The 20,607-nt window shown below is 34.1% G+C and carries 12 protein-coding genes; 11 read left to right on the plus strand and 1 reads right to left on the minus strand.

Going from position 1 to position 20,607, the window contains the following annotated elements:
• Window positions 1–85: 85 nt before the first annotated feature.
• From ACJ6WR_RS20060 to ACJ6WR_RS20100, 9 genes are all read left to right on the plus strand, one after another.
• Window positions 86–1,096: a LacI family DNA-binding transcriptional regulator gene (locus ACJ6WR_RS20060; protein ID WP_039114058.1), complete on the plus strand. Its 1,011-nt coding sequence runs from the start codon at window positions 86–88 to the stop codon at window positions 1,094–1,096.
• A 309-nt stretch (window positions 1,097–1,405) separates the two neighbouring features.
• Window positions 1,406–4,495, plus strand: a complete 3,090-nt coding sequence (locus tag ACJ6WR_RS20065) for a SusC/RagA family TonB-linked outer membrane protein (protein ID WP_409416267.1) — start codon at window positions 1,406–1,408, stop codon at window positions 4,493–4,495.
• A 16-nt stretch (window positions 4,496–4,511) separates the two neighbouring features.
• The gene (locus ACJ6WR_RS20070; protein ID WP_409416268.1) at window positions 4,512–6,026 is read left to right on the plus strand and encodes a SusD/RagB family nutrient-binding outer membrane lipoprotein; all 1,515 of its coding nucleotides are present in this window, start codon (window positions 4,512–4,514) and stop codon (window positions 6,024–6,026) included.
• Between the two features lie 647 nt (window positions 6,027–6,673).
• Window positions 6,674–8,665 (plus strand): beta-mannosidase, encoded by a 1,992-nt coding sequence (locus tag ACJ6WR_RS20075; protein ID WP_409416269.1) that lies wholly within the window; start codon window positions 6,674–6,676, stop codon window positions 8,663–8,665.
• Between the two features lie 265 nt (window positions 8,666–8,930).
• Window positions 8,931–11,207 carry a GH92 family glycosyl hydrolase gene (locus ACJ6WR_RS20080; RefSeq protein WP_409416270.1) on the plus strand — a complete coding sequence of 759 codons (2,277 nt, stop codon included), beginning with the start codon at window positions 8,931–8,933 and terminating at the stop codon, window positions 11,205–11,207.
• Window positions 11,208–11,409: 202 nt separating this feature from the next.
• The gene (locus ACJ6WR_RS20085) at window positions 11,410–13,695 is read left to right on the plus strand and encodes a GH92 family glycosyl hydrolase (protein WP_409416271.1); all 2,286 of its coding nucleotides are present in this window, start codon (window positions 11,410–11,412) and stop codon (window positions 13,693–13,695) included.
• Window positions 13,696–13,699: 4 nt separating this feature from the next.
• Complete coding sequence (locus ACJ6WR_RS20090) at window positions 13,700–15,160, plus strand: glycoside hydrolase family 125 protein (protein ID WP_409416272.1); 1,461 nt, start codon at window positions 13,700–13,702, stop codon at window positions 15,158–15,160.
• Between the two features lie 177 nt (window positions 15,161–15,337).
• Window positions 15,338–16,240: an ROK family protein gene (locus ACJ6WR_RS20095; RefSeq protein WP_409416273.1), complete on the plus strand. Its 903-nt coding sequence runs from the start codon at window positions 15,338–15,340 to the stop codon at window positions 16,238–16,240.
• Between the two features lie 187 nt (window positions 16,241–16,427).
• Window positions 16,428–17,429 (plus strand): isoaspartyl peptidase/L-asparaginase family protein, encoded by a 1,002-nt coding sequence (locus tag ACJ6WR_RS20100; protein WP_409416274.1) that lies wholly within the window; start codon window positions 16,428–16,430, stop codon window positions 17,427–17,429.
• Between the two features lie 320 nt (window positions 17,430–17,749).
• Here ACJ6WR_RS20100 and ACJ6WR_RS20105 read toward each other — a convergent pair whose 3' ends face one another.
• Complete coding sequence (locus ACJ6WR_RS20105) at window positions 17,750–19,216, minus strand: glycoside hydrolase family 130 protein (protein ID WP_086894211.1); 1,467 nt, start codon at window positions 19,214–19,216, stop codon at window positions 17,750–17,752.
• Between the two features lie 349 nt (window positions 19,217–19,565).
• On the opposite strand from ACJ6WR_RS20105, the gene ACJ6WR_RS20110 reads away from it, so the two are divergent.
• Both ACJ6WR_RS20110 and ACJ6WR_RS20115 read left to right on the plus strand, forming a co-directional pair.
• A complete protein-coding gene (locus tag ACJ6WR_RS20110) occupies window positions 19,566–19,892 on the plus strand; it encodes a hypothetical protein (protein WP_409416275.1) in 327 nt (108 codons plus the stop codon).
• A 357-nt stretch (window positions 19,893–20,249) separates the two neighbouring features.
• Entirely contained in the window at window positions 20,250–20,606 is a 357-nt protein-coding gene (locus tag ACJ6WR_RS20115; protein WP_086894209.1) for a hypothetical protein, read from the plus strand.
• Window position 20,607: the final 1 nt, after the last annotated feature.

Consider the following 20,607-nt stretch of genomic DNA (forward strand, 5'->3'; position numbering starts at 1 on the left):
ATAATTACAAAATCGTTTTAGTAACTATTTTTATATATATTTGTGATATAATTAATAACAGCTTAATAAAAAATTAACTCGCTAGATGAAAAAGATTACTATTAAGGATATTGCCACTGAGGCGCAAGTGTCTATATCTACTGTATCTTTTGTCATTAATGATAAAGGCGAAAAAATGGGCATTAGTCCTGCGGTAATTAAAAAAGTGCAAGAAGTTGCCGAAAAGCTTAATTATCGGCCTAGCATGATTGCGACAAGTCTTAGAACAGGAAAGACTAGATCTATCGGACTTATTGTTGAAGATATTTCGAATCAGTTCTTTGCAGATCTTGCCAGAGTTATAGAGGATGAAGCTAAGAGTATTGATTATAGAGTTTTTTATTGTAGTACAGGTGGTGATGATGAACGTTCTGAAGAATTGATACATAGTCTTTTACAAGCTAATGTGGATGGTTTTATAATTACACCAACAGAAAAGTTGGAAAAAAGTATAGATCTACTTTTAAAATTGCAAAAACCAGTTGTATTAATAGATAGATATTTTCCTAACCAGAAAGTAAGTCATGTAGTTATGGATAATTACGAAGGCTCGCATTCTGCAACTAAATTTCTATTAAATAAAGGAAGAAAAAATATTGCTGTTGTTAATACTAATTCTGGAATGATCCAGATGAAGCTTAGAGAAGAGGGATATAGAGATGCTTTAAAAGAAGAAGGTATTTATAATGATTCCCTTGTTCTCCATATGGATTACAATAGTAGTGAGGAAAGTAAAATTGCCGATATATTCAGTTTTTTTACAAAGAACCCAAAGATCGATGCTGTATTGTTTTTGGCGAATTATATGGGATTAGCAGGACTTCAGGCTTTTAGAGGAATGAAGTTTAGGATTCCAGAAGATGTTTCGGTTATAAGTTTTGATGATCACGATAGTTTTCGATTACATACACCAACGATATCTGTTATTGCACAACCGATTAAAGAAATCGCCGAAAATGCAATAAAATTATTGATGGATCAAATGACAGGGATTAAACCTTTTGTTATTGAAGGAATACGTAAAAAAGGAAATTTAATAATAAGAGAATCGGTATAATATAATAAAATGCCATTTTCTAAAAAAAAGAATGAAGGGAACTTTTGTTTTTTTTTATTCTTTTTACTAAATCGTTTTAGTAAGTTTTAATTTATCAAAAAAGAAGAATTATTAAAATTTTTTGATCAGTTTACTATATCGATTTAGCAAAATGGCAGAAGTATCAAGTTGATGCTAATCAATGACATTCATAGTTTAGAGATTACGAATGGCATATTAAAATTGAGTTCATATTTTTTATTAATATTTTAAAAACAAACAAGTCAAACACAAAAACAAATCAAAACAAATAAACCAAAACGAATGCGTATGAAACAAATTTTAGCAGTGTTAGGAATGGTATTGTTGACAAGCTTAGGGGCTGTGGCACAAAATCGATCAATAACAGGCATAGTAGCAGATGCAGATAACAAGGGAATTGTTTCTGCAACAATAAAGGTAAAAGGAAAATCCATTAGTGCTATAACGGATACCGATGGACGTTTTTCAATGACAGTTCCGGAAGGAAGAATTAGTATAACAGTATCATCTATTGGTTATGTTACACGATATATAGAAGTAGGAGAGAAAGAAAATACTATTAATATATTATTACTATCTAGCGTAGAAGAATTAAAAGATGTTGTGATTACTTCATTTGGAGTAAAAAAACAAAAGAAAAGTTTAGGATACGCAGTTGGAGAACTCAAAGGAGATGATTTGACAAAAACCAAAGAAATTAACTTAGGAAATGCACTTCAGGGTAAAATAGCAGGGGTAAATGTTTCTGCACCAGCTTCTGGACCATCAGGTTCAAGTCGTGTGGTAATTCGTGGAGCAACTTCGGCTTCAGGACTTAACCAACCTTTGTATGTAGTAGATGGTATTCCTATTGATAATAGTCAGCAAGGAAATGCAAATATGTGGGGTGGAGCAGATAAAGGTGATGGTATGTCATCATTTAACCCAGATGATATTGCATCTATGTCAGTATTAAAAGGTAGTGCAGCATCTGCACTTTATGGATATAGAGGTTCAAATGGAGTAATCTTAATTACAACTAAAAAAGGAAAAGCGGGAAAAGGTATTGGAGTAGATTTTAGCACAAACGCTACATTTAATACTCCTATAAGTTTATTAAAATGGCAAGATCAATACGGAGCGGGGGCACCTGTAAATGGAGTTGCTACAAGATTTAATAACTTGCAGGAACTTAGAGATTCTTACTATTTTGCCTGGGGAGATAAATATGACGGAACACCTTCACTTTCTCTTGATGGGCAAACTAGACCATACCAAGCTTACGGTAAAAATAATGTAGACAATTTTTATAGAACAGGATTTTCTTTCAGTAATACTTTAGCAGTATCTGGAGGTAACGAGAATACAAATTTTAGATTGTCATTTGGAAATACAAAAGATGAGTCAATCTTACCAGGAACAGATTTTGGAAGAAGTAATGTTGCTTTGAGTTTAAACTCTACAGTAAATGAAAAAGTAAGTATTGAAACTAATGCACAATATATTTCTGAGAAAAGTCATAACAGACCTTATTTGAATGATTCACCAAGAAATGCATCTTTTCCTACTACATTTTTAACTCCAGGATCAGATATTAGATGGTTAAGTAACGGATATGATGAAAACGGAGGAGAAGCAGATTATTTTGGAGCAAATACGTACCAAACTAACCCATATTTTGCAACACAAGAAACATTAAACGATGATCTTAGAAAACGTTTTATTGGTTCTGCGAAAGTAAATTATAACATCACAAACAAAATTTACGCTAAAGCAGTAATTGGAATTGATGATATTAATTACGAATATACTGAAATAGAACCTACAGGAATTAATTATAACCCAGGAGGATCTTATGAAAACAGGATTGAAAACCGTTCAGAGGTTAATGCATCTGGTTATTTAGGATACAAAGGCGATATTGCTAAAGATATTTCATTAGATGCTTTTATTGGAGCAAACCGTCAGCATAACAGATTTAGTGGTATTAAAATGAAAGGGAACAACTTTATCGTTCCGTTTAAATACTTTTATGGAAACACGTTGCCTGATAAAACGGAGAAATTATATGGTGAAACTGAAGTAAACTCTCTTTTTTATTCTGCCGATATAGGATATAAAAATTTCTTATTTCTAAATGTTACAGGAAGAGAGGATTGGTTCTCTACTTTAGACCCTGCTAATAACAGTACATTTTACCCATCTGTAAGTACAAGTTTTGTTTACTCAGAAGTTATCGATTTCCCAGAGTGGATGTCATATGGTAAGTTTAGAGCAGGTTGGGGTAACGTAGGAGGTGGATTGCAAGAAGCTTATGCCTTATCTTTGAATTATACTGCGCCAGACGGACAAACAGACGCACTAGGACAACCAATTTTGGGTATTAAAGGAGAAACAGTTCCTAACAAATTCCTAAAACCTTATAATGTAAGTACAATTGAGTTTGGTTTCGAAAACACATTCTTCAATAATAGACTTAGTACAGATTTAACTTTCTACTACAAGAAAACAACAAATGATATTACTGATGCAGATATTTCTCAAAGTTCGGGTTACAGAACAACCAAGATTAATGTGGGAGAGATTTTAAATAAAGGGGTTGAGTTTGCAGTAAATCTAAAAGCGATAAAAACAGAAAACTTTAGTTGGAATGTAGGTTATAATTTTGCCTACAATAATAGTGAAGTATTGAGTTTATCAGACAAAATTAATACCAAAACATTAGAAGGAAATAGAGATTCCAGAGCTTCGGTAGTTTTAGAAAAAGGACAGCCTTTTGGAGTAATTAAAGCATATGATTATTTAAGAACCGAAAAAGGAAACATTGCATTAGATTCTAATGGTAAATTCATGAGAGGAGATTTAATTATTGCAGGACAAGGAGTAGCTCCAACGTCTATGGGATTATCTAATGATTTTACTTATAAAAACCTAACACTTTCGGTTTTTGTAGACGCTAAATTTGGAGGAGAAATCTATTCGGCCACAAACCAGTTAGGAACACGTTATGGATTGACGGATAAGACTGTTGAAGGACGTGAAACTGGATTTGACGTAGAGGGAGTTGGACCTATTGGAAATAGCGTAAGCGCACACGTTTCGGCATACGATTATTGGAGAAGTTATAGCGATATAACATCAAATTTTGTTTATGATGCCGATTTTGTTAAGCTAAGAGCAGTTTCTTTTAGCTACAATTTTCCAAAAGCATATCTAGCGCATTCACCATTTCAATCTATTAGTTTAGCATTTTCTGCTCATAATTTATGGACAATTTATAGTGCAACGCCAAACATTGACCCAGAGTCAAATTATTCTAATAGCAATGCACAAGGACTTGAAAGAGCTTCTATGCCTTTAACTAGAAATTATGGTGTAACACTTAATGTCAAATTCTAATAATAAAAATAGAAAGATGAAAAATAAATATATAAAAATATTCTGTATCGCTATTGTTAGTGCAATGACATTCACAGCATGCGATGAAGGATTCGAGGATTTAAACAAGAATCCAAATGCATTAATAGATCCAGCACCAAAATCGATGTTCACACTTGCTGAAATATATATCGACGGACAAGATTATTCTAACACAAGAGGAAATAATGGATATGCTGCACAAATAGTACAACACTTTTCTTCATTAGGAGGACCAGGTTCTAAATATACTTATTCATCAGAGTATTCAGGTTCATTGTTTGGAGAGTCATACGGTAAAGGATTAAATCAAATCCTTCAGTTGATGTCTGTTTTACCAGAAACGGCAGAAAACTCAAATATGATTCAGGCATGTAGAATCATGAAAGTATTCATGTTCCAGAAACTGACAGATACGTATGGAGAGGTTCCATATTTTGAAGCAGGACAAGGATTTAACGGAAATATTTTTGCTCCTAAATACGACACGCAACAAGTCATTTACAATGATTTATTAAAAGAGTTGGATGAAGCAGGAGACGCATTAGATGCTAATAAACCTTTTGTAGGTAATGCAGATTTATTTTACCAAAGTGATGTAGCAAAATGGAAAAAGTTTGCAAACTCATTAATGTTAAGAGTTGCAATGCGTTTGTCTAAAGTAGATCCGGCAAAATCAAAACAATATGTAGAAAAAGCTTTTGCAAAAGGAGTTTTTAATTCTAATATTGATAGTGCAGTATTAAAACATGATGCAGGACCACAAGGAGTTAGAACAAACTCAATAACATCATCTTGGGTTAGAAATGACTTAAACGGAGGAGAATCAAATATAAAATACAGTAAAACTTTTATAGATTTATTAAAGAATACAAACGATCCACGTTTAAGAGTTTATGCAAAATTAGAAGCTTCAGGAAATAATAATCCAGCAGATCAGCAAGGACTTGCAAATGATGCAAAAGAGTTTCCGGGTGGAGACAAAAAACTTTTCTCAGATCCTAATACTTCTACCGTATTGCGTTTAGATGCACCAACTTTAATCATGTCTTATGCCGAAGTACAATTTTTATTGGCAGAAGCAGCAGCAAAAGGTTGGAATGTATCAGGAACAGCTCAACAACATTATGAAGATGGAGTAAAAGGAGCAATGGAAATCTTATCTATTTTTGGAGACAAAGTACCAGCAGTTACCATTGCAGAATATAACGATTATATTACAGCTCACCCATTTAAAGCTACTGGAACAGAAGCAGAGAAAATAGAGCAAATTATTACTCAAAAATGGATTGTTTTATTATTTAATGGTTTCGAAGCATTCTCTGAGTGGAGAAGAACTGGATATCCTGTTTTAGTACCAGTTGACGATCCTTTAGGAGAAACCAATGGTACAATCCCGAGACGATTAATATACGATCAATCGGAGTTAATTACAAACGGAGCAAACTACAAAGAAGCAATACAACGTCAAGGGTTGGATTTAATGACAACTAGAATTTGGTGGGATAAATAAATAATTAATTTGGTTGATTAGTTAGAATAAGTCGGGTAGGATATACCCTCCCGGCTTATTTTTAAGTTTCTATTTTGATTTTTATAAAAAAAAACATTTGTTATAAAGAGGTTAATATATTGTTTTTTAGTACCTTTTTTTTCGCAATCAGAAAAATTGCTTTTTGCTGAAAAAGATGGAATTACTTTCCAAAGAACTTAAAATAAACGAATAATTTTTTGAGCAATCTAAAATCTAATACTGATAGTTAGCTTACTATATGGGCACAAATATTATAAATAAATTTTGAACACGAATTTCACGAATTTCCACAGATTTTAAGAGTTAACTTAGTTTGTGAAATTTATTTCACAAACTAATTCGTGTCAATTTGTGAAATTCGTGTTTGCTTTTTAAAATTATGCTCAGACAGTAAAATAGCTATCGAGACCAAAATTAATATAAGTTTGGCAGCCGTAAAAAAGGAAATAATGTCTAGATATTTTTGTTAGTTACTCTTATTCTAGGATATAAAACCTAAAAAGAGAAGGAGTTAATTGTGTAAACAATTACCCTTCTCCCACTGCCAACGGTTAAATTACCTTTTGCTATTTGCAAACACACACTTAAAAATTAGACATAAATAATAATTTTATTACTCAGTAAAAATGGAATGTAAAAAAAGCTTTTATTGGTTTGTCGGCATATGTCTTGCAAATTTTTCATTTGCATTAAATGCACAAAATATAGATATAAAAAAAGATTGGCAATATCGGGAAGTAAAAACTGAAAAGTGGAATCCGGCAACAGTTCCTGGAGAGATTCATACCGATTTGTTAAACAACAAATTAATCCCAGATCCATTTTATCGGGACAATGAGAAAAAACTAGAATGGATAGAAAAGAAAGATTGGGAGTATAAAACAACTTTTCAGGTTACACCAGCAACGTTTAGCAAAAAGAATGCAGAACTAGTTTTTGACGGATTAGATACTTACGCAACAGTTTACCTGAACAATCAATTGGTTTTAAAAGCCGATAATATGTTCCGCCAATGGAGAGTTGATGTAAAGAAAATAATCAAATCAGGGAATAATGATTTAGTAATCGTATTTAAATCGGCACAAAATGTGGTCGATTCACTTGCAAAGAAAGATTTACCATTTGTAATTCCAGACAATCCTCGTGCTTATGTGCGAAAAGCACAATACCATTTTGGATGGGATTGGGGACCAAAATTCACCACTTGCGGAATTTGGAAAACACCACGATTGGAAGCTTATGACGAAAAAACTCCAGAGAAACCATATGTGCTTAATCGTAAGATAGAGTTAGTGCAACAACCAGATAGCTTGGGTAAATCATTTTACTTTAAAATCGACGGAAAGCCAGTGTATATGAAAGGAGCAAACTATATTCCTTCGGATGCATTTCTTTCCAGAGTGACCAAAAAAGAATACGAAAAAGTAGTTGGTATGGCAAAAGATGCCAATATGAATATGTTACGTATTTGGGGAGGAGGAGTTTATGAAGATGATTATTTTTATGACTTATGCGATAAATACGGAATTAATGTTTGGCAAGACTTTATGTTTGCAGGAACGATGGTACCAGGAGATGATGCTTTCTTTGACAATGTAAAAAAAGAAGTGCAATACCAAGTAAAGCGTTTGCGTCATCATCCGAGTATTGTTTTGTGGTGCGGAAATAACGAAGCCGACGAAGCATTTAAGAACTGGGGATGGCAAAAAAGCATGAAAATGTCCAAACAAGATTCAACACGATTGTGGAAAGATTACGTTCGTTTGTTTCAGGATAGTATCCCAAAATGGGTAAAAGAAGTCGATAATAAAAGACCATACATTAGTTCATCACCATTATTTCATTGGTCTAAAGAAAAAAGTATTACCGAAGGAGATAGCCATTATTGGGGAACCTGGTGGGGATTAGAAGATATAGAAGCAGTGCAGAAAAAAACAGGACGTTTTGTGAGTGAGTATGGAATGCAGGCAATGCCAAATTATTCTTCTATCGAAAGATTTACAAAAGCTGAAGACCGATATTTATATTCAGATATTTTGCAGGCACATCAAAAAGCTGGAAAAGGATTCATGAAATTAGATTCGTATTTGAGTCGTTATTTTATCGATTCGACTAAAATAAAGAAAATGAATGTCGAGGATTATACGTATCTCACACAATGTTTACAGTATTATTCGCTTAAAAATATTATCGGAATCCATCGCTCAAAAGCACCTTATAATATGGGAACATTGGTTTGGCAACTTAACGATTGTTGGCCAGTAGCAAGTTGGAGTGTAACCGATTATTACGACCGACAACCCAAAGCTGCTTGGTACGCCATGAAAGAAGCTTACAGAGATGATATAACTCCGACAATTGATTTAACACGTCCGATAGATTTAAAACTCGAAGACCCAAAAATCACTTGGAAAGTACAAGGAAACAAACTGACTCTAAAAGCATCAAAATTTGCTAAATATGTAAATGTTTCCATAAAAGGATACACAGGCAAATGGAGCGATAACTACATCGACTTAAAAGCAGGAGAAGAAAGAACAATTACGTTCGAAGGGAAAATAGCTAAGCCAGAGGTTAGAGTATATTCACTATATGATGTTTTGAAGAGGTACAATTAAAGGTACTAAGGTTCTGAGGGACAAAGGGACAAAGGTTTCTTGTATTGTGAATAAAAAGAGGTTCATAGGTTTTCTGTAGAGACGCACCGCAGTGCGTCTAAAGGTTCAAAGGGGAAACTTTGCGAGCTTTGCGTATCCCGACGCTTCGGGATTGCGAACTTTGCGGTTAAATTTTTATGTTCAAAGATTAAAAAAATATCCGCGTAAATCTGTTTAATCCGTGTCATCTGCGTGCCATTACACAAGTCAAATAAAAAAATAAAATATGTTTAAAATATATAACAAAATAGCTTTTAGTGGTATTATCGCTTTAAACCTATTTTTTGCTAATCCAGTAATTTCACAGGAAAAGAAAGCAAAACAAACAAGTATAGATTACACCCAATATGTAAATCCATTAATAGGATCTGCGGGACACGGACACGTATTTGTTGGTGCCAATGTTCCTTTTGGAGCTGTACAACTAGGACCCGTAAATGTTTTTGAGGGTTGGGATTGGTGCAGCGGATACAACTACGCTAGTAATACCATATTAGGATTCACGCACACCCATTTAAGCGGAACAGGAATTGGAGATTTAAACGATATTCTGTTGTTGCCAGTATCAGGAAAAGTTCCACTTACAAAAGGAACAAAAGAAGATATGGTAACAGGTTATGGCTCATATTTCTCTCATAAAAACGAAGTAAGCAAAGCAGGATATTACAGCGTTATTCTTGATAAATACAAAATTAAAGCAGAGCTAACAGCAAGCGAAAGAGTAGGTTTTCATAAATACACATTTAATACCACTACCGATAATCACGTTTTATTAGATTTAGCCGATGGTGTGGGATGGGACAAACCAGTAAAAACGTTTATCAAAAAAATAAACGAAACAACACTTGTAGGATATAGATATTCTGCGGGTTGGGCTGCAGATCAGCGTATTTTCTTTACGATGGAATTTTCAGAACCAATCGCTAGTATGGCATTGTATGATAATACTACCGCTGTTGCAGGAAGCGAAGGCGAAGCAGTACGAATGAAAGCGGTTTTAGATTTTAAAGCTTTAAAAAACAAACAGGTTTTAGTAAAAGTTGGAATATCTCCGGTAAGTTATGAGAACGCTTCCGCGAATATCAAAGCTGAGATTCCGGGTTGGGATTTTAATGCTGTAACAAAAGAAGCGACTTCAAAATGGAACAAAGAGCTAAATAAAATTCAGATAAAAGCAGACGATAAAACAACAAAAGTTTTTTATACAGCCTTATATCATACCATGTTTGCACCATCAATTTTTAATGATGTAAACGGAGATTACAGAGGAACAGATAAAAAAGTATACGAAAAAGCAGGTTTTACCAATTATACAACTTTTTCACTTTGGGATACCTATCGTGGTTTACATCCATTATATACCATTACGCAGCCAGATAAAATTAATGATATCGTTAAGTCATTTCTAGCAATCTACGAGCAACAAGGACGATTACCAGTTTGGCATTTAATGGGGAATGAAACCAATACAATGAACGGAAATCACTCGATTGCAGTTATTGTAGATGCTTACATGAAAGGCTACAGAGATTACGATACCACATTGGCATATGAAGCCATCAAAAAAACAGCAATGCAAACTCGTGACGGAATGGATTATGTTCAGAAACTAGAATATATTCCAGCCGATAAAGTATTAGAATCAGTTGGTAATGCTCTAGAATATGCTATTGATGATTATTGTGTGGCATTAATGGCAAAATCATTAGGCAAAACTGATGATTACAATTATTTCTCAAAAAGAGCCAATTTGTACAAATTGTATTTCGATAAAGAAACTACATTTATGAGAGGGAAATTAACTGATGGAAATTGGAGAACGCCATTCAACCCGCTTTCATCAGCACATCGTAAAGACGATTATGTAGAGGGAAATGCATGGCAATACACATGGTTAGTTCCACAAGACCCTTACGGTTTAATCGAATTATTTGGAAGCGAAGATAAATTTTTAGCCAAATTAGATTCACTTTTCCTGATAACAGATAAAGTAGAAGGCGAAGAAATTTCACCAGATATCAGTGGATTAATTGGTCAATATGCGCAAGGAAACGAGCCAAATCACCATATTCCGTATTTGTATGCATACGCAGGACAACCTTGGAAAACCGCCAAATTAATCCGCGAAATCGATGATAAATTCTACTCGACAAAACCAGATGGATTATGCGGGAATGAGGATTTAGGACAAATGTCGGCTTGGTATGTATTCTCATCAATGGGATTCTATTCTGTTAATCCGGCAAACGGAATTTACGTTTTAGGAAGCCCATTAGTGAACACAGCGACAATCCATCACAAAGAAGGAATTTCATTTACATTAAAAGCAATAGATAATAGTAAAACCAATATCTATATCCAAAAAGCAGAGTATAACGGAAAACCATACACAAAATCATACATTACACATGATATGATTGTAAAAGGAGGAGAATTAAAATTGTATATGGGAAGTAAACCATCAGCAACTTTTGGAGTGAAGAAAGAAGATAGACCGCTTTAAGAGTTTTCAGTCGCAGTTTACAGTTTCAGTATTCAGTTTCCTAACAGGTTTTTAAAACCTGTTAGGTATAATTTAAGTCTTCAGGTTTATGTAAGCTTTGTCAAAGTTTTAAACTTTGACAAAGCTTTGAAAGTCGACAATTCACGTTTTACAATAAATACCTAACAGGTTTTAAAAACCTGTTAGGATAACAACACAGAATATGAAAATAAAGAGTTTAATTTTTTTAGGGATAATGCAATGTTGCGTTTTCGTAAATGCCCAAGTTAAAACGTTAGATCCGGTAGAATATGTTAATCCTTTAATGGGAACACAATCTTTGCATAGCCTTTCTAACGGAAATACGTATCCTGCAATTTGCCGACCTTGGGGAATGAATTTCTGGACACCACAAACAGGAAAAATGGGTGACGGATGGGCGTATGTTTACACAGCCGAAAAGATTAGAGGATTCAAACAAACACATCAGCCTTCGCCTTGGATGAATGATTACGGGCAGTTTTCGATCATGCCAGTAACAGGAAAATTAGCTTTTACAGAAGACGAAAGAGGAAGTTGGTTTAGCCACAAAGCCGAGGTTTCAAAGCCCTATTATTACAGCGTATATCTAGCCGATTATGATGTTACAACCGAAATTACAGCAACCGAAAGAGCAGCACATTTTCAGATTACATTCCCAGAAAACGAACAATCTTCTATTGTAATCGATGCATTTGACAAAGGTTCTTATATCAAAATAATTCCGTCAGAAAATAAAATCATAGGATATACAACTCGCAATAGTGGAGGAGTTCCAGAGAATTTCAAAAACTATTTTGTATTACAATTCGATAAACCATTTGCAACAAATTATACATGGCATGATAAAGTTCTGGAAAAAGACAAACTAGAATTAAAAGATAATCATGTAGGCGCAATAGTCGGATTTAAAACCAAAAAAGGCGAGAAAGTAAATGTAAAAGTATCATCATCTTTTATCAGTATAGAGCAAGCCGAATTAAATTTGAATAGCGAGTTAGGAAAAGCATCTTTTGATGAAACAGTAGCCGAATCTAAACAAGAATGGAATAAAGTTCTTGGAAAATTAAATGCTGAGGGTGGAAGCGAAGAGCAACTAAAAACATTCTACTCTTGTTTATACCGCACCGTTTGTTTTCCTCAAAAACAATACGAAATAGATGCTAAGGGAGAAATTGTACACTATAGTCCTTACAATGGCAAAGTATTGCCGGGTTATATGTACGCAGGAACCGGGTTTTGGGATACATTCCGTGCTTTATATCCTTTACTTAATTTAGTTTATCCTTCTATAAACAAAGAGATGCAAGAAGGATTAATCAACGATTATAAAGAAGGCGGTTTCTTGCCAGAATGGTCAAGTCCAGGGTTTAGAAATGTAATGGTAGGGAACAATTCGGCATCTGTAGTTTCTGATGCTTATATCAAAGGATTACGTGGTTATGACATCAATAAATTATACGAAGCCTTGTTGCATGGAGCCAATAACGAAGGTCCGTTAGAAGCTGTGGGAAGAAAAGGAGCGGAGTATTACAACACTTTAGGGTATGTTCCTTATGATGTAAAAATCAACGAAAATGCAGCCAGAACACTAGAATATGCTTATGATGATTTCACGATTTGGAAATTGGCGAAAGCTCTAAACCGTCCGAAAAAAGAAATTAGTTTATTCGAAAAACGAATGATGAATTATAAAAAACTTTATAATCCAGAAATCGGATTAATGAGCGGTAGAAATAAAGACGGAAGTTTCCCTAAAAATTTCAATCCGTTTAAATGGGGAGATGCTTTTACCGAAGGAAATGCGTGGCATTACAGCTGGAGTGTATTTCACGACATAAATGGTTTAATTGATTTAATGGGAGGCGAGAAAAAATTTACAGCCAAATTAGATGCAGTTTTTACCACTCCACCAGTTTTTGATGATAGTTATTATGGAGCAGTTATTCATGAAATACGCGAAATGCAAATCATGAATATGGGACAATATGCACACGGAAACCAACCAATTCAGCACATGATTTATTTGTATAATTATGCTGGCGAACCTTGGAAAACACAATATTGGTCAAGAGAAGTAATGAACCGTTTGTATAAACCAACTCCAGATGGATATTGCGGAGACGAGGATAACGGACAAACTTCGGCTTGGTATGTTTTCTCAGCAATGGGATTCTATCCAGTTTGTCCGGGAACAGACGAATATGTTCTGGGAGCACCATTATTTAAGAAAGTAACATTACAGTTAGAAAACGGAAAAGAGCTTGTTATAAATGCACCAAATAATTCTGAAACTAATAAATATGTTCAGGATTTAAAATGGAATAATGCAACTCACACCAAAAATTATATCAATCATTTTGATGTATTAAAAGGTGGTGAATTAAATTTTGACATGACCAGCAAACATAATTTACAAAGAGGAACTTCAGCAAGTGCCTATCCATATTCTTATTCAACTTCAAAATAATACTATGCAATCACGTAGAAAATTTATAAAAAACACAGGGATTTTTTCAGCAGGATTATTGGCACTTCAATCTGATGTTTTCGGAATGCAGTCGGATGCTTTCAATTTTGCATTAAAAGATTTTATTACCAAAAGACCACCATTAGCAGAAAGAAAATTTACAAGTAAGGCTATTGAAGCAGCAATTGTAAGAATCAAAAAACAAATAGCAAATCCAGAATTGGCTTGGTTGTTTGAAAATTGTTTCCCAAATACATTAGACACAACTGTCGATTTTGAAATCATCGACGGAAAACCAGATACGTATGTTATCACAGGAGATATTGATGCGATGTGGTTGCGTGATAGTACAGCGCAAATTTGGCCGTATATTCCTTTTGTAAAAGAAGATAAAAAACTGGCAGAATTAGTAAAAGGAGTAATCAATCGTCAGACAAAATGTATTTTGCTTGATCCTTATGCAAATGCTTTTTACAAAGATTTTAATCAGGTAAGTGAGTGGAAAAATGATATGACCAAAATGCAGCCTGGAATCCACGAGCGCAAATGGGAGATTGACAGTTTATGTTACCCAATAAGACTGGCGCACGGATATTGGAAAGAAACTGGAGATATTAGTTTGTTTGACAATAAATGGAAAGAAGCCATGCTTTTGGTATTACAAACTTTTAAAGAACAACAACGCTGGACAGATAAAGGACCATATAATTTCCAGAGAGTAACAGCTTGGGCTACCGATGGTGTACCATTAAGCGGTTACGGATATCCTGTAAAACCATGCGGATTAATCGTTTCGACTTTCAGACCAAGTGATGACAGTACATTGTTTGGATATTTAATCCCGAGTAATATGTTTGCTATCGAAGTACTTGGATACCTTCAGGAAATTTTCTCTTTGCCAGCATTAAAGGACAATGATTTAGTGGCTAAAGCCAAAGAATTACAAGGACAAGTTCAGAAAGGATTAGAAGAAAACGGAATCATCGAACATCCAAAATTCGGAAAAATTATTGCTTTTGAGGTTAATGGTTACGGAAGTTTCCATATGATGGATGATGCCAATGTTCCATCCTTATTATCATTACCATATTTAGGAGCCATAGAACCAGATAGTCCGTTATATTTGAATACGCGTAAAGTGGTACTTTCAGAAAACAATCCGTTTTTTTATAAAGGAAAAGCAGGCGAAGGGGTTGGAGGACCACATACAGGAACAGATACCATCTGGCCAATGAGTATTGTTTTGAGAGCTATTACCAGTGTCGACGAAAAAGAGATAAAAGCGTGTATTAGTAATTTGATAAAAACAAATGCCGATACAGGATTTATGCACGAGTCATTTCATAAAGACGATGTTACTAAGTTTACCCGAAAATGGTTTGCTTGGGCAAATACACTATTTGGAGAAATGATAGTACATACAAGCATCCATTATCCTCAAATTTTAAAAGATAAAAACATTTAAATAACTAAAAATATATTTACCATTAAGAGATTTAAAAAAACTTATTTTTTTAAATCGAGAGAATATTTACCATTAAGAAATTAAGAAAAATTAAGCAACAATACTTAATAAACTTAATCTCTTAATGGTAAAAAAAACTTAATCTCTTAATGATTCAATTCCAAAAAAAAAACAAGAATGAATAAAGAATATGCCGTTGGATTAGACATTGGGGGCACACATATTACCGCAGCAATTATAGATATAGTAAGCATGAAAGTGATTGATTTTTCGCTGCATAAAGAATCATTTGACTCTAATTTGCCAGTGGAAGAAGTGATGACTATTTGGGAAAAAGCAATTAGAACTTCTATAGAAAATTCTAAAGTAGAAAAACCGACAGGATTAGCAGTTTGTATGCCAGGTCCGTTTGATTATATTAATGGAGTTTGTTGGATAAAAGGACAATCTAAATACGAGCATTTTTACGGATTAAACGTTCGTGATTTATTTCAGGATAAATTAAATCTTTCGACAGATTTTCCGATTCTTTTTGAAAATGATGCGGTATGTTTTGGTAAAGGCGAAGTCTTTAAAGATTCAGATAATCTTTCTAAAAAAGTAATGGCAATCACGCTTGGTACAGGACTTGGAGCTTGTTTTATAGACAAAGGAGAATCGATTAGTACAGGGAATTTAGTTCCTAAAGATGGCGAAATATATGACCAACCTTATAAAGATGGAATAGCAGAAGATTATGTTTCGGCACGAGGACTTATAGCTGGTTATTTCGCTTTAAGCGGAAAAAAACTCAACAACGGATTAGAGCTTTTTAATTTGGCTAAAGCCGAAGATGAAATGGCAATAAAAGTATTCGAAGAAATGGGAGAGGATTTAGCTGCAATTGTTATTCCGTGGTTAGAAAAATTCTCTGCTGATAGTTTTATTATAGGTGGAAAAATTGCAAATGCAAGTGAGTTTTTCTTGCCTACTTTCATTAAAAAAATAAAAGAAGCAGGAAGTAAAGTCGATGTTTCTATTTCTACAGATAATGAAAAAGCTGCTTTATTAGGAGCGACAAGTTTGCTTTATAAAGCTTAATAAGTTAAACCATATAAGTTATATAAGTTCATGTAAAAGAATTTTTGATAACTTGGTTTTAATTTTTTAGTAGCTATAAATAACTGTAAATGTTCTAAAAATTACTTATATGATTTAATTTTGAGTTGCTATAAACAGCCCACTTAAATGATCTTATATAACTTATATGGTTTAAAAAATATTTAATATGACAAACCCAAATCGTAGAAATTTTATAAAAACAGCAGCAATAGCTTCAGTTGCTGTAGCATTGCAATCTTTTAATACAGACCAAGAAGAAGAAAAGATATTGGTATCTAAGAAAGTAAAGAAACCAATTGTGCTTTCTACTTGGAAGTTTGGAATTCCTGCAAATGAAGCTGCTTGGGAAGTTTTAAAAAGCAAAGGAAGTGCTCTGGATGCTGTAGAAGCAGGAGTTAAAATTCCCGAAGGCGATCCAAAAGAGCGAAGCGTAGGTTATGGTGGGCGCCCTGATAGAGATGGTCGTGTAACACTAGATGCTTGTATTATGGATGAAAATGCCAACATAGGTTCAGTTGGTTGTTTAGAGTTTATAAAACATCCTATATCTGTTGCAAGAGCCGTGATGGAAAAAACACCACACGTAATGTTGGTTGGTGATGGAGCTTTGCAATTTGCATTAGCACAAGGTTTCAAAAAAGAAAACCTGCTAACAGAAGAGTCCGAAAAAGAATGGAAAGAATGGCTGAAAGACAGTAAATACAAACCAATTGCCAATATCGAAAATCACGATACAATCGGGATGATTGCTCTGGATGCCAACGGAAATCTTTCGGGTGCGTGTACTACAAGCGGAATGGCTTTTAAAATGCATGGACGCTTAGGAGATTCGCCAATTATAGGAGCGGGTTTATATGTTGATAACGAAATTGGCGCTGCAACTGCCACAGGTCACGGCGAAGAAGTAATAAGGATTTCGGGTTGTCACCTTGTTGTTGAATTAATGCGTCAAGGAAAATCACCTCAAAAAGCCTGCGAGGAAGCCGTAGCAAGAATCGTAAAACTAACGAAGAATAGAAACAAAGATTTAAAAGATATTCAAGTAGGTTTTATCGCTTTGAATAAAGCGGGAGAATATGGCTCGTATTGTATTCAGGGTGGTTTTAATTATGCTGTTTATGACGATACTGGCAACCGATTAATCGATGCCGATTATTTTTTGAAGTAATTTCTTTGTTTTATCCCCAATCTTGTCTTTCTTATCCCGAGGTTTCAGGAGAAGAATCTCCAAAGAGATTCTGTAATCTTTGTCGAGCTACTAGCGGAGACCCTTCGTTCCTCAGGGAGACAAGTTTGTGGTTGTTTTGCCCTCAATCTTGTCTTCCTTCGCCAGGGAGATAAGATTGAGAGAATGAAAGTTTAGAGAAAAGTCATAACCTGAATATAAACGTAAACCCCTAGCCCAGATAGAAGCGGTATCCTTTTCTTTGTTTCTTTAACAAAGAAAAGATATAGCGGATAGCTGGAAATAGCTCTAAATATTGATTATTATTTACTGTCTTTTAATGCAGTTATTAATTCTACCATATCGACTATGGCGTATGTCGATGAATAATCGGATACGGCATAGGGCAATATTAAGCTGTTGTTGTGGATGATTGCTCCACAGGAATACACTACATTGGGTACATAACCTTCTCGCTCATCCTCGAGTGGCGAAAGTAGTGGTTCTTTAAGTCTTCCGATTTCTTTGGAAGGGTCATCAAGGTCAAATAGTGATGCGCCTATGCAATAACGTCTCATGGCGCCCACACCGTGGGTTATTACGAGCCAGCCTTCTTGAGTCCAGAGTGGAGATCCGCAGTTTCCTATTTGTGTAAATTCCCAAGTATAACGTGGTTCTTGGAGTAGGATAGGATTGTTCCATTGAGTGGCTCTGTCGGAATACATGATGTAATTGTTTACGCCATCGATACGAGAAAGCATAGCATACTTGCCTTTTATTTTTCGGGGAAATAACGCCAGGTTTTTATTTTGCGCACCAGCGCCATGCAGTGGCATTACCCTGAAGGTATAAAAGTCTTCGGTAGAAATAAGTTTTGGGAGTATGGTATGCCCATTATAAGCTGTATAAGTTGCCATAACCCGATTGGAGCCATCATCATCTACAAAACGTACAAAACGAGCATCTTCGATTCCTTTGCTTTCAGAGTCAGATATTGGGAATATAACGCGTTCGGTAATATCGGAGTCGTGTTTGAATTGTAAATCATAAAAGGAATCGGCTAACCAAATTATTTCTTCGAGCGCTGTTCTCCTTTCCTGACGAATTGATGGATCGCTTAATGCGATATTTACCATACTTTTTAATACAGCATATTCAAATTCATTAGGCAAATCCTGCATGATTTGCGCTATGTATTTGTCATGTGTATGCATTTCGGACAATTTTAAGAGGAATCGTTCTTTGTTGTATAGGCTTTTGTGCTCAATCTCGGCTTTATCGATATTATGCCCAATTTTCATTACTTGGAGGTTGTTATCTTTATCAAGAATTCCTCTCCTAAAAACAATTGACGAAATATGTCCTTCGCCTGTGGCTCGGAATGAAATAATAACTCGTTTTTCGCCTATTTGAAGATCCGACTGATCTAAATCTTCGACAATAGATGGGTTGAAAATAGCAGCCGATTCAATAGCATATTCCATCGTGCAGTAAGAACCTATAAGCATTTTTCGGTCGAGAGACATGGCTTCATAGTCTATTTTCATCCCTTCGATTATACCTCTTATTTTTCCGGAATGTTTAAGAAAGATGCTTGAAATATTTCGGTGACGTCTTGCAAATTCACGAAGTGTATGTTCTAAGGTTTCTACGACTTGTTTTTCATCGAGTGTCATTATGCGCGCAACCATTTGGATTGTCCGTTCATCACCATTCATAAAATATCGGGCAACAACTCTTTTGGAATCTGGGATAAATCGTATATTTTTTCGGATGACAGGTACTCGCATAGTTTTATTTTTTAATTAGAATAAAATAGGAACGCTATTTATTTTTGAAGAAATCAACTTTAAAAATCTAGGATTCTTAGGAAGTATTAACTTCCGATAAAGGGATTATTCCAAATTTACGAAAAAATAATAAATAAAATAATTGCAAATAATTGGTTTACAGTAGAAATGAATTTTCAGGATTTACCAGTTTAACAAAATGGGTATTTATACTGGGGGCTTTACTTTTATTTATTGGTATCCTTGTTGGAAATAAATTTTTTAACTCGATTGCGGTTTTCCGTAAGGAAGGGGATTATCTAGTGATGATATTTGTTTTGAATTAAAACAATCTAATAAAAATATAATTATGGCAACAACTTACCATTCTAATGGAAAAATAAAATGGAATAATTTAGGAAGCGCATATCACGATAATGGAAAAATTGCATATTCTTCATTAGGAACAGCGTATCACGATAATGGAAAGATTGCATATTCTTCATTGGGAACAGCGTATCACGATAATGGAAAGATTGCATATTCTTCATTGGGAACAGCTTATCATGACAATGGAAAGATAGCATATTCTCCATCTTTTAAGATATTTTACGAAGCAGATGGAAAAATTGTTAAGAAGTCAAGCTTTAGTATAAGTTTAGGCAAAGGAATAATTTTGAAAATAATACAAATATAAAAGTTAGTGTTTATGGAAGAGTAGTTTAATTTTTTTAGGAAAAGGGGAGAGAGTACCAATTGAAGAGGCATAATAAAGTCTATGGAAAAATTTAAAAAAAACAATTAGTAAAGAATATATATATGTTCTTGATAATAGAATAAAATTCAAGAATTAATTAAACTTATTAATAAATCATTATAAGTTTTAAATCAATTAAAGATGAATTTATTGAAATTAAAGAAGTAAACACATTATTTAAAATTCTTATGTGTGAGTTGGCTTGAGTATAAATAATTAAATGTATTAAGAACTTAAAGTTATAATAAATCCTACATTTGATTTTATAAGATTAGAATATTAATTATAATTAAGAAAATGAAAAAAACATTATTGAGTTTCGCATTGCTATTTGGGTTTGTAAGTTTTGGGCAAACTATAAACGGAATTCCTATTAAAGATTTGGATGTACAATATTTGCAAATTTTGGGGACTTCTAAAATGATGTCTTCAAAACTTACTATAACAATTGACATTGGGCAAAAAACTAAATATTTTGCAAGTAATACAGATGCAACACTTTTAAAAGATGAAAATGGAGAAGGTTTAGTATTCAATTCGATGATAGATGCTTTAAATTATATGTCTTCAAACGGGTATGAATTTGTAGCGTCAAATGTTGTGACAGTTGGAGGACAGAATGTGTATCATTACTTGATGAGAAAAAAAGCTTAAA

Origin of the sequence: Flavobacterium sp. PS2, from assembly GCF_046250155.1 — a bacterium.
In the GTDB taxonomy this organism is placed as follows: Bacteria; Bacteroidota; Bacteroidia; order Flavobacteriales; family Flavobacteriaceae; genus Flavobacterium.